The organism is Peptacetobacter sp. AB800 (assembly GCF_047807365.1).
Taxonomy (GTDB): Bacteria; Bacillota; Clostridia; order Peptostreptococcales; family Peptostreptococcaceae; genus Peptacetobacter.
Genome location: NZ_JBLOUI010000006.1, coordinates 24,236 through 36,492, shown reverse-complemented (window position 1 = coordinate 36,492; position 12,257 = coordinate 24,236). Strand labels below are relative to the sequence as shown.

The window sequence follows — 12,257 nt, the reverse complement described above, 5'->3', positions numbered from 1 at the left end:
AATAAGTTAAATTAAAAATGAAAACGGAAAAAGAGGATAGATAATGAAAGAAACAAAAGAAGCATTAATACTATTTAGTAGAATTCCGATAGCAGGGCATACAAAAACGAGATTGATGCCTTTTTTATCGGGAGAAGAATGTGCTGAACTACACTCAGCATTTCTAAAAGATATATTCAATACATTTAAAAATATGGGAAGAGAGATATTTATATTCCACACACCAGATGATTTAAATAATTATATAGAGAATAATTTTGAAGGATATGTTGAAAAGCACGTACAGAGCGGGGAAGACTTGGGTGCTAAGATGTTTAATGCAATAGATTATGTATTATCAAAGGGATATGATAGTTGTATATTGACGGGGGCAGATATTCCAGAGATTACAGTTTCTAGCTTAGAAAAGGGATTTGAAATTTTAAAAGAAAAAGATATAGTACTAGCTCCAACAGCGGATGACGGATACTATATGGTAGGTATGAAAAAAGCAACGGATGCTATATTTACTAATCAGCATTACGGAAGTGGAAAGGTTATTGAAAATACTATATTAGCAGCAGAAAAAGCTGGGCTTACGGTAGGACTTTCCGATTTATATGTTGATATAGATACAAAAGAGGACTTAAAACTTTTATATGAGAGAATAGAGAGTGAAGAGTATGAATGTTGTAATACTAAAAAATATATCGATGAAGTAATTAAAGAAAGGCTGGATAAATTATGTTAGATAAAAATATAGTGGATAGTTATATAAATAGAAAAGAATTTAAAAAGTTTTTCAATGTAAGTGATGATTATAGATTAAAGTCAGAACTATTAGGACGGGGTGAATACAATATAAATTATATATTTACTTTAGAAGATGGGATTAAAAGAGTAATAAGATTTAACACAAAGAGCCAGATGGATTTAGAAAATCAGATAGGATATGAATACAATGCACTTAAAATACTTGAAAAATCAGGAAGAACACCGCATGTATACTACCTAGATGATAGCAAAAGAGAATTAGATTATGGTGTTTTGGTAATGGAATACCTACCAGGAAAGCCATTAGTATACGAGAATGATTTAAAAAAGGCAGCTTACATATTAGCTGATATACATTCTGTAGAGGTGCCAAGTGAAAATACTTTTGTAATTCCAGAAAATCCATTATATGCAATGCTTGATGAGTGTAAAAATATGGCATCTGTATATATAAATTCAGAATTAGGCAATGAAAAAACAAAGGAAACTATAAAAAGATTAATATCAAATGCAGAAAAATCTCTTGAGGGAGAGTACGAATGTGGAGAGTATAGAATAATAAATACAGAGCTAAACTCAGGTAATTTCTTAATAAATGGAGATGAAAAAGAAGGGTTTAAAAACTATCTTATAGATTGGGAAAAGCCGATACTTGGAGAAATAGAACAGGATTTAGGACATTTCTTAGCTCCAACTACAACATTTTGGAAAACAGATACAATACTTACAAGAGAAGATATAGATGGATTTGTTGAGGAATACAAAAAAGCTGTAGATGGAAGAATAGATACATCAAAAGTTGAAGAAAAATTGGATATATATCTAAAAATGACTTGCTTAAGAGGTACAACTTGGTGCTCTATGGCATGGGTTGAATATCAGGCACCAGACAGAGCTATAAAAAATGAATTTACTTATAACAAAATAAAGGCTTATCTTGAGGATGAGTTCCTAGAAAATATAGAAAAAACATATTTTAGATAATATAGAGTATGACAAAATAAACAAATAGAAGATGAGTTGAAAGGAGCAGAGTTATTGATACAGGTAAATAAAAGAATAAAACAGGCTTCAATAGTAGTACTACTTTTATTATGTGTATTTATATATAAAAAATATTTAAGTGGAATATCTGTTGAAGATCTTAGAGTATATATAGAAGGATGGGGAGTATTTGCACCAATTGCATACATTTTAGCATTTACGATACTTCCAATAGCATTTTTCCCAGTTCCAATACTTGCCGTTGTAGCAGGAGTTGTTTTTGGAATGTTCAAAGGGACAATTTATACATTAATAGGTGCTTGGATGAATAGTGCAGTAATGTTTATTATGGCAAAAGTAATGGCTAGAGAGATGATATTAAACTTTTTAAAAGATAAATTATCACCTAGTATGTGGCAGGCATTTATAGAGGCAGATGGCAAAAAATCTTTCTTTATAATATTTGTACTTAGATTAATTCCAGCAGTTCCGTACAATGTAATAAACTATGGCGCGGGTCTTAGTGGAATGAGTTTTAAAAGTTATATAATAGCTACTATGGTTGGGATATTCCCAGGAACACTAGTGTTTATAAATATAGGAGATAAAGCATTAGATATGGGTGACCCTAATTTCATGATTGCAATAGCACTTTTAGTAATATTAACAGTAGTTTCTTTAGTGCTAGCTAAAAAAGTAATGCCTGCAAAGGACGATGAAAAGAAAAAAATAGAGTAAATATGTACAAGGAATAAGTATAATGAGTATAAAAAAAGATTATATTTCAATAATAATACCAGTATATAACGAAGAAAATAATATAGGAAAAATTATTGATAATTTAGAAAAATTTACTGGAGATTTTGAAGTTATCTTTTCTGATGGTGGATGTAAGGATAAGACATGTCAAATTATAGATGAGAGAATAAAAGATAAACCTAATTATAAGCTAATAAAATCTGAAAAAGGTAGAGCAAATCAGATGAATAATGGGGCAAAGGCATCTATAGGGGATACACTATTTTTCTTACATTGTGATAGTCAAGTAGAATCTGATATTTTAGAAAAGATAGAAGCAGCTGTAAATAGAGGTGTCAAGTTTGGATGTGCAAAGCTAAGATTTGATAGTAGAGGAATTCTAATGAAGATATGTGGATTTATGTCTAATTTTAGAGTGAAACATAGGAAAATAGCATTTGGAGATCAGGGGATTTTTATAGATAGAAATGTGTTCTTTGAAAATGGAGGATACAGAAGTATACCACTTATGGAAGACTATCAGTTATCTATTGACATGAAGGAAAAATATCCAGTTGAGCAAATAGATTCGTATATAACAACTTCAGGTATAAGATTTGAAAAAAATGGAAAATTAAAGACTATGTATAGGATGCAAGTTCTTCAAAAGATGTATAGAGATGGAGAAGATATAGATAAAATTGCATCTATGTATAAATAAGCCTAAATATAAATAGTTTGATTAAAATAATTAAAAATTGGATGTGAGTAATATGGAAGTACAGGAAAAACTTCAAAATGAAGTGGCTAATTGTATTGAATGTGGGCTGTGTACTAAGAATTGCAGCTTTTTAGATAAATACGGACTAAATTTAGCAGATTTTTCAAAAAGACCAGATCTTGCATATAATTGTTTTTTATGTGGAGATTGTGAGAGAGTATGTCCTGAGGATATAGATGGAAGAAAAATAGCACTTATGATGAGAGAAGATTCTGTTGAAAAGAACGGTGATAAAATAGCAGAGGACGGGTATTCAATGCTATTAAAAGAAAAAATAAACTATAAGTTTAAAAATTATAAAGCAGCAAATAGTAGGACTGTGTTATTTACAGGCTGCAACTTTCCATCTTTTTATCCTAGTGCGACAAATAAAATATCATCTATCTTAAAAGAACATGGAATAGATACGGTTTATGATTGTTGTGGTAAGCCTATATCTGAACTAGGACTAAAAAAAGAGGCTGAAAAAATAATAGATAATATAAATAAAGAGTTGAAAAAAAGAGATGTGGAAGAGGTAGTTATGCTTTGTCCTAACTGCTATTACTTCCTAAGAAATAAAATAGATGCGAAGGTTGTAAGCATTTATCAGAAGCTTGATGAATTAAATATAGGCAAAAAATTGGATAGAGATATGAAGATATTTATGCCATGTCCAGATAAAGAAGCTAGGTTTATATTTAAAGATATAGAAAAATTCCTACCAAATACTGATAATTTGGGAGATGACGATAAGAAAGTTGAAATAATAAAAGCTCAGTGCTGCGGATTAGGAGGTTGTGCTTCTGCTAAAGAAAGTGAATTATCAGCAGGATTTACAAGTGATGCAATAAAAAAAGGTGGAGATGATTTCTATGTTTACTGTGCATCGTGTGCTGGAAACTTTAGACGTGGTGGAGCAGAGAATGTACTTCATATATTAAATGAAATTCTTGAAATAGATGAAAAGCCAGAAAAGGGAATAAAAAGTTTAACTAATAGGATGAAGTTTAAGTTTAAAAGATAGTAAGTATATATCAAAAAATTAGAAGTAGTCGATAAAAATCGTATTTTGAACTTCAAATATATTAATATTTCCTGTGAAAATACCGATTTTTATATAAATAGGAATTGGAGGAATTAAAAATGGATTGTTATTTTGAAAAAGAAGACTTAATGAAATTTGGCTCAGGTATAATAGGTGAAGATGCTCCGGATTTATGGAATAAATTCATGAGTTACTATGGATCAGTATTTGAAGATGGAGCATTAACAAAGAGAGAAAAATCTTTAATAGCATTAGCAGTTGCTCACGCTGTTAAATGTCCATATTGTATAGATGCATATACTACTGGATGTTTAGAAAGTGGTGCTAACCAGGAACAGATGACAGAAGCTCTTCACGTTGCTGCAGCTATAAGTGGTGGAGCAACTCTAGCATTCGGAGTTCAGATGAAAAATAATGCAAACAAATTGGAATTATAAAATTAGGGGGATTTTATTATGAATAGATTAGACTGTCTTGAATGTATAACACCATTTGCAGAAAAAGTAGAGCATAAAGAATGGCTAAAAACTAACGAAAATTTATCAACTTTACAGGTAAATATAGGGACTTTATGTAACTTAGCTTGTAAACACTGTCATGTTGAAGCAGGTCCAAATAGAAAAGAAATAATGCCAAAAGAAGTGATGGAAGCTTGTTTAGAATTAGTTAAAAAGAATCCTTCATTTACTACAATAGACATAACTGGTGGTGCTCCAGAAATGAACCCTAATTTTGAATGGTTCATGGAAGAATCTGCAAAATTAGTTGATAGAGTAATAGTTAGAAGTAATATAGTAATACTTCAGGAAGAAGAATATACTCACCTTCCAGAAAAATTTGCTGAAAATAAAATAGAAGTGGTTGCATCTTTACCATACTACTCAGAAAAAGACTGTGATAGACAGAGAGGTAAAGGAGTATTTAAAAAAGTAATATCTGGACTTCAGAGATTAAATGAACTTGGATACGGAAAAGATAAAGACTTAGTATTAAACTTAGTATACAATCCAGGTGGAGCATTCTTCCCACCATCTCAGGAAAGTTTAACAAAACAGTATAAATCAAAATTATTTGCTGATCATGGAATAGTATTTAACTGTGTATTTAATATAATAAACAATCCAATAGGAAGATTTGGAGCATTTCTTGAAAGAAGTGGAAATCTAGTACCATATATGTGTAAACTAGAAGGAAGTTTCAATGAAAGTGCTGTAGAAAATATGATGTGTAGAGATCAGATATCAGTAGGTTGGGATGGAAAGGTTTACGACTGTGACTTCAACCAGGCTGAAGATCTTGAAATCGAGGGAAAGAAAAACATATTTGATTTATGTAAAGATGGAATAGAAGTAAGAAATATAATAACTGGAAAACACTGCTATGCTTGTTGCGCTGGAGAAGGATCAAGTTGTGGTGGATGTACAACTGAATAAAATATATAACAAATAAATAAAAAATAGGCTGTTGTAAAAATAAAATTACAACAGCTGTTTTTTTATAATATTTCTTCTAAAACTTCTATTATATCTACTACTAGCTGAGGACAGAATGACATCATTTTACCACTTTCTAGTAATACATTCATATCTTCAGGTATAGATGGATTTAAGCCATCAAGTAGATTTTTACATACACAAGAGTTGTGTTTTTCTGCGAATTTCTGCTTGAATTCCATAAGTTTTCCTATGTTTTGATTTTTGACATCTGGAGTATTTGGCTCATAATGACCATATTTTAGACCTATAACCATTAATGCACCAGCATATGCGCCACATGTTTCTCCGGCAAACATACCTGCTCCAAAACAAGCAGCCATTTTTTTTGCTGTTTTGTCATCAATTCCTAAATCTTCTGCAAAATAAGAAACAATTACCTGAGAGCAGTCGAATCCCTGTGCAAATAATTCTGCAACTTCATTTGTTGTTATCATAATTTATCACCTCAAATTAAGAATATAGAAAAAAATAATTTGCGTCAATAAAATAAAAGATTATAAATAAAATATAATCTATAGCAATTAAAAATAGAAAAAAACTATTGAAATTTTATATAAATTTGAAAATCAAAAAATATATTTAATTATTCATTATTAATACAAATAAAACATACTAAATAATAGATTAGTCTATAACAATTTATTTAAAAATCTTTAAAAAGATTGTATGTATTTTAAATACATAGGGTATATTTAATATAATTAATTAAAAATTAAAGATAAAAGCTTAGAAAATATTCAAAAATAATTAATTATTAAAAGAAAATAAAAAATAAAATAGAAAAATTATAATATACTATTTATAATACATTAAATATGAGTTATAATTATAAATAGGATGAGCTGATATCATGTAAATAGACATAAAAAATATATTAATATATCATAAATATGGTATAAATTATAAATAATGTACTGTATTTATAAATAAAATATAATTTTTCTATTTACAGAATGGTACATAAGGTTATATAATATACAATATAAGCGTGCTAAGGAATAAAGTATAGCACAATGGAGGAAGGTGATTAAAATTCAGCTTAATGATAGGCAGTTAAAGATAATAGATATAGTTAAGGAACATGAACCTATAACAAGTGAAAGAATTGCCGCAAGTTTAAATGTCACTCGTGCTACACTTAGATCAGATCTTGCCATATTAACTATGACAGGAATACTTGATGCAAGACCTAAAGTTGGATATTTTTACTCAGGAGTAAACGAAATCAATCTAATAGGAAGTAATATAAAAGAGAGAAAAGTTGAAAGTGTTATGAGTATTCCAACACTAGTAAAGAAAGATTCGAGTATATACGATACAATTGTTACAATGTTCCTATCTGATGTAGGAAGTATAGTTATAATTGACGATAATGACAATCTATGTGGTGTTGTTTCAAGAAAAGACCTTCTAAAGGCAACAATAGGTGGTGCAGATATAAATAAGATGCCTATTGGTATGATAATGACTAGAATGCCTAACATAGTAACGTTGAATAAAGATGATTCAATAACTACAGCAGCTAAAAAGATAATAGAGCATGAAGTTGATTCAGTTCCTATAGTTGAAAGAGATAAGGACGATGAGTCAAAAATGAGAGTTGTTGGAAGAATATCTAAAACGAATATAACCAAATTATTTTTAGAAATGGTAGATAGTTAGGAGGAATGTCAGTGGATAATAAGTTGATGATATATGCAATATCTGATTCGATTGGAGAAACTGCTAGAAATATGATAAAGGCGGCTATGTCACAGTTCTACGGTCGTGATCCATACGAGATAAAAAGATTTCCTTTTGTAACAGAAAAGGAAATGCTTTTAGATATATTAGAAAATGCTAAAAAAGAAGATGCTATAGTAGTTTACACATTAGTTGAAGATGAAATGTGCGATATTATAACAGAATTCTCAGAAAGAGAAGGAATCAGCTCAATAGACCTTATGTCAGATATGCTAAAAAAAATAAGCAGTCGTTTAGAAAAAAAACCAAAAAGAGAACCAGGAATAATAAGAAAGTTAGATGAATCATACTTCAAGAGAATAGACGCAATAGAGTTTGCTGTTAAGTATGACGATGGTAAAGATCCAAGAGGAGTTCTTAAAGCTGATTTAGTTCTTGTAGGTATATCAAGAACATCAAAAACTCCACTTAGTATGTATTTAGCTAATAAACATATAAAAGTGGCAAATGTTCCTCTAGTTCCAGAAGTTCCGATTCCAAAAGAATTATCTGAAGTAAGTACTAAAAAAATTATAGGGCTTACTAATTCACCAGAAAAATTAAATGAAATCAGAACTGAAAGACTTAAAGCATTAGGACTTTCAAGCAAAGCAAACTACGCTAACTTTGAAAGAATACTAGATGAGCTTGACTATTCTGAAAACGTATTCAAAAGATTAGGATGTCCAGTTATCAATGTAGCAAATAAGGCTATAGAAGAAACAGCTGGAATAATTCTAGATATAATGAAAGAAAATGGGTTAAACATATTCAAGGACGGAGAAATATAATTCTAACGTAATTGAATAGAATGTAAAGTGTGTAAAAAATGTTAAATAGTGGTTGAAAAATACAACCACTTTAAATAAATATAATATCAAAAAGTTTAAGGTTATAAATTTTTAAATTTAATGGGGGTTAAAAAATGGAAACTAAGTATGTTTATAGTTTTAGTGAAGGTAGTAAAGAAATGAAATCTTTACTAGGAGGTAAAGGAGCCAATTTAGCAGAAATGACTAAAATAGGACTACCAGTTCCTCAGGGATTTACAATAACTACAGATGCTTGTAATGATTACTACGATAATGAAAAAACTATAAGAGCAGAAATCGTAGCAGAAATAGAAAAACATCTTGCAGAATTAGAAGAATTACAGGGTAAAAAATTAGGATGCACTAAAAATCCTTTATTAGTATCAGTTCGTTCAGGTGCTGTATTCTCAATGCCAGGTATGATGGATACTATATTAAACCTTGGTTTAAATGATAACAGTGTATTAGGATTAGCAGATGCAACTCAGAATGAAAGATTTGCTTATGATAGTTACAGAAGATTCATACAGATGTTCTCAGATGTTGCTATGGAAGTTCCAAAATATAAATTTGAAAACGTATTAGACAGAGTTAAAGAAGAAAAAGGATACAAATTCGATACTGATTTAACTACTGAAGATTTAAAAGGTATAGTTGAAGAATTCAAAGCTATATACAAAAAAGAAGTTAAAACTGACTTCCCACAGGATCCAAAAGAACAGTTAATGCTTGCTATAGAAGCAGTGTTCAGATCTTGGAACAACCCAAGAGCTATAGTATATCGTAAATTAAACGATATATCTCATAAACTTGGTACAGCAGTAAATATACAGTCAATGGTATTCGGTAATATGGGTGAAACAAGTGGTACAGGTGTTGCTTTCACAAGAAACCCAGCTACTGGAGAAAATAAATTATTCGGTGAATACTTAATAAATGCACAGGGTGAAGACGTTGTTGCAGGTATAAGAACTCCACAGGATATATCTACTCTTCAGAATGTAATGCCAGAAATATACGACCAGTTCGTAAAAGTAACTCAGATACTTGAAAATCATTACAAAGATATGCAGGATATAGAATTTACTATAGAAAATGAAAAATTATTCATACTTCAGACTAGAAATGGTAAGAGAACAGCTAAAGCTGCTATAAACGTTGCTGTTGATTTAGTTGAAGCAGGAATAATAGATAAAAAAGAAGCTATAATGAGAGTTGAACCTAACCAGTTAGACCAATTATTACATCCAACATTTGAAGATAAAGCTTTAAAAGAAGCTACTGTATTAGCTAAAGGTCTTCCAGCATCTCCAGGTGCAGCTTGTGGTAAAGTTTACTTCAATGCTGACGATGTTGTTGCTGCAGTTGAAGATGGAGAAAAAGTTCTTCTTGTTAGACAGGAAACTTCTCCAGAAGATATAGAAGGTATGGTAAAAGCTGAAGGGATATTAACAGCTAGAGGTGGTATGACATCTCATGCAGCAGTTGTTGCCAGAGGTATGGGTAAATGTTGTGTAGCTGGTTGTGGAGAAATAAAAGTTGACGAAGCAGCTAAAGAAATAAGAGCAGGAGAACTTACTATAAAAGAAGGTGACTTCTTATCAATAGATGGTTCAACTGGTAAAGTATACTTAGGAGAAGTTAAACAGTCTCCAGTAGAAGTTACAGGAAACTTCGAAAAATTAATGAACTGGGTTGATGAAACTAAACAGATGATGGTTAGAACAAACGCAGATAACCCAAGAGATGCTAAAGCAGCAGTAGAATTTGGTGCTGAAGGTATAGGATTATGTAGAACTGAGCACATGTTCTTTGAAGAAGATAGAATACCAGCAGTTAGAGAAATGATACTTTCTAAAGACGTTGAACAGAGAGAAAAAGCTTTAGCTAAAATACTTCCAATGCAGAGACAGGACTTCTTAGAAATATTCGAAGTTATGGAAGGTAAACCGGTTAATATAAGACTTCTTGACCCACCTCTACATGAATTCTTACCACAGGATGATGAAACAATAGCTGAACTTGCAGCAAGTATGGGAATAGATGAATCAGAAATAAGAAAGAGAATAGTTGATCTTGAAGAATTCAACCCAATGCTAGGACACAGAGGTTGTAGACTTGCTGTTACTTACCCAGAAATATGCGTAATGCAGGCTAGAGCTATAATAGAAGGTGCTATAGAAGCAATAAACAAAGGTGTAGAAGTTCATCCAGAAATAATGGTTCCACTAGTAGGTGAAGTAAACGAATTAAAACTTATAAGAGGAATGATAGAAGAAACAGCTGAAAAAGTTATGGAAGAAAAAGGTGTTAAAGTTGACTACACAGTAGGTACAATGATAGAAATACCAAGAGCTTGCTTAACTGCTGATGAAATAGCAGAAGTTGCAGACTTCTTCAGTTTCGGTACTAATGACCTTACTCAGATGGGATTCGGATATTCAAGAGATGACGCTGGTAAATTCTTAGGTGAATACGTAGAAAAAGAAATACTTGAAAAAGATCCATTCCAGGTACTAGACCAGAAAGGTATAGGAAAACTTGTTCAGATGGGTGCTAAATTAGGTAGAAGTGTTAAACCAGAATTAAAACTTGGTATATGTGGTGAACACGGTGGAGAACCATCTTCAGTTGAATTCTGCTACAACACAGGATTAAACTATGTATCTTGCTCTCCATACAGAGTGCCAATAGCAAGACTTGCAGCTGCACAGGCTTCTATAAAGAACCCAAGATACTAAAAATCTCGGAATTATACCTTTCTCCAGGCTTCGAACATTTTTCTGATTTAAATGTTAGCTTTTCAAGCTAACAAAATAAGAAAAAATGTTCTGCAGATTGTCGAAAGGGTATAACATCCTCGATTTATTGCAAGAGTAAATAATGAGGCTACTAAGCATTGCTTAGTAGCCTTTTTTATGTTATTAGCCTAGGCTAATAACATTTTATTTAATTTTAGTCGTCAAAGTAATCGAAGTTATCGTCCTCATCTTCAAAGTAATCTTCATCGTCGTTGAATTCATCGTAGTACTCGTCATCGAATTCCTCATCATCAAATTCTTCTTCGTCATCTTTTATTCTGTTCCAAGATAGTAGTATTGGACTGTATATTTCTTTTGGAGATATTCTTTTGTTTAGCATAGTATATCCCTCCTTAATTCCTTTAATAAGAATTTCTATATTTTTATCAAAAATCCTCTTTTATAAGAAAAATTTTGATTATTTTCTTTATTATATATAAAATGTAATTAGTAATGATTTTATTTAGTTTGAAGGTGATCATATGAATGAAAGAATAAGTAGTAAACTTTTTGATGATATTAGTAAATATATAAAAGATAGATATGTAGATCAAGATATATTATTTAATGATGTTGGTATAAGTTCTTTGCCATTAGAGGAAAAGTGTTTGCAAATTGATGAGGATGTAAAAGTTTGTGAGATGCCAGATTTTCTGAAGCATAGAAGAAAAATATCTGAATATGATTTGGAGCAACAGTTAGAGAAATCTTTTTCTGAGGAGCTTCTTTTTATTATAGAAAAAAGAAATCTTAAGACATCAGATGTTTATAGAAAGGCGAATATAGATAGAAAGCATTTTTCAAAGATAAAGAATAATCCAGATTATAGGCCTAGCAAAATAACTGCAATTGCATTTGCATTAGCTTTTGAATTAGATTTGGATGAAACAGATGATTTTATTGGGAAGGCTGGGTATAAGTTAACACATAGTAGCAGATTTGATATTATAATTGAGTATTGTATAGAAAATAAAATATATGATGTATTAGAAGTAAATGATATTTTATATGATTTTGGAGAAAATTTAATAGGATGTTAGATTAAAGAATAGATTATTAGATTGATTGAATATCTTGTTAGATTTATAATATATAGGTCGATTTTTAATTGTCACCTATTGTGCGACCATTTGTATTTTGAAA

The 12,257-nt window shown here is 30.6% G+C and carries 13 protein-coding genes; 11 read left to right on the top strand and 2 right to left on the bottom strand.

What is annotated here, in order from left to right; genetic code table 11:
- Window positions 1-43: 43 nt before the first annotated feature.
- From ACK2WN_RS03735 to arsS, 7 genes are all read left to right on the top strand, one after another.
- Entirely contained in the window at window positions 44-730 is a 687-nt protein-coding gene (locus ACK2WN_RS03735) for a TIGR04282 family arsenosugar biosynthesis glycosyltransferase (protein WP_416154882.1), read from the top strand.
- On the top strand, window positions 724-1,737 hold the full coding sequence (locus ACK2WN_RS03730) for a phosphotransferase (RefSeq protein WP_416154881.1): 1,014 nt from the start codon (window positions 724-726) through the stop codon (window positions 1,735-1,737). The genes ACK2WN_RS03735 and ACK2WN_RS03730 overlap by 7 nt, the downstream gene beginning before the upstream one ends.
- Window positions 1,738-1,791: 54 nt before the next feature.
- Complete coding sequence (locus ACK2WN_RS03725) at window positions 1,792-2,475, top strand: TVP38/TMEM64 family protein (protein ID WP_300531612.1); 684 nt, start codon at window positions 1,792-1,794, stop codon at window positions 2,473-2,475.
- Between the two features lie 22 nt (window positions 2,476-2,497).
- Window positions 2,498-3,196: a TIGR04283 family arsenosugar biosynthesis glycosyltransferase gene (locus tag ACK2WN_RS03720; RefSeq protein WP_329998492.1), complete on the top strand. Its 699-nt coding sequence runs from the start codon at window positions 2,498-2,500 to the stop codon at window positions 3,194-3,196.
- A gap of 52 nt (window positions 3,197-3,248) precedes the next feature.
- Window positions 3,249-4,262 (top strand): heterodisulfide reductase-related iron-sulfur binding cluster, encoded by a 1,014-nt coding sequence (locus ACK2WN_RS03715; RefSeq protein WP_416154880.1) that lies wholly within the window; start codon window positions 3,249-3,251, stop codon window positions 4,260-4,262.
- Between the two features lie 119 nt (window positions 4,263-4,381).
- A complete protein-coding gene (locus ACK2WN_RS03710; RefSeq protein WP_118549811.1) occupies window positions 4,382-4,720 on the top strand; it encodes an arsenosugar biosynthesis-associated peroxidase-like protein in 339 nt (112 codons plus the stop codon).
- An 18-nt stretch (window positions 4,721-4,738) separates the two neighbouring features.
- Window positions 4,739-5,716: an arsenosugar biosynthesis radical SAM (seleno)protein ArsS gene (gene arsS, locus ACK2WN_RS03705; RefSeq protein WP_416154879.1), complete on the top strand. Its 978-nt coding sequence runs from the start codon at window positions 4,739-4,741 to the stop codon at window positions 5,714-5,716.
- A 62-nt stretch (window positions 5,717-5,778) separates the two neighbouring features.
- Here arsS and ACK2WN_RS03700 read toward each other — a convergent pair whose 3' ends face one another.
- Window positions 5,779-6,213 carry a C-GCAxxG-C-C family protein gene (locus ACK2WN_RS03700; RefSeq protein ID WP_286164326.1) on the bottom strand — a complete coding sequence of 145 codons (435 nt, stop codon included), beginning with the start codon at window positions 6,211-6,213 and terminating at the stop codon, window positions 5,779-5,781.
- Window positions 6,214-6,802: 589 nt separating this feature from the next.
- On the opposite strand from ACK2WN_RS03700, the gene ACK2WN_RS03695 reads away from it, so the two are divergent.
- The 3 genes from ACK2WN_RS03695 (at window position 6,803) to ppdK (ending at window position 11,054) form a co-directional block, all read left to right on the top strand.
- Complete coding sequence (locus ACK2WN_RS03695; RefSeq protein ID WP_118549809.1) at window positions 6,803-7,441, top strand: helix-turn-helix transcriptional regulator; 639 nt, start codon at window positions 6,803-6,805, stop codon at window positions 7,439-7,441.
- A gap of 5 nt (window positions 7,442-7,446) precedes the next feature.
- A complete protein-coding gene (locus ACK2WN_RS03690; RefSeq protein ID WP_300531667.1) occupies window positions 7,447-8,292 on the top strand; it encodes a pyruvate, water dikinase regulatory protein in 846 nt (281 codons plus the stop codon).
- A 134-nt stretch (window positions 8,293-8,426) separates the two neighbouring features.
- Window positions 8,427-11,054 (top strand): pyruvate, phosphate dikinase, encoded by a 2,628-nt coding sequence (ppdK, locus tag ACK2WN_RS03685; RefSeq protein WP_300531670.1) that lies wholly within the window; start codon window positions 8,427-8,429, stop codon window positions 11,052-11,054.
- Between the two features lie 214 nt (window positions 11,055-11,268).
- On the opposite strand, the gene ACK2WN_RS03680 is transcribed toward ppdK, so the two are convergent.
- Entirely contained in the window at window positions 11,269-11,454 is a 186-nt protein-coding gene (locus tag ACK2WN_RS03680; protein WP_270840193.1) for a hypothetical protein, read from the bottom strand.
- A 142-nt stretch (window positions 11,455-11,596) separates the two neighbouring features.
- Here ACK2WN_RS03680 and ACK2WN_RS03675 point away from each other — a divergent pair, with 142 nt between their 5' ends.
- Complete coding sequence (locus ACK2WN_RS03675) at window positions 11,597-12,154, top strand: helix-turn-helix domain-containing protein (RefSeq protein ID WP_300528693.1); 558 nt, start codon at window positions 11,597-11,599, stop codon at window positions 12,152-12,154.
- Window positions 12,155-12,257 lie beyond the last annotated feature (103 nt).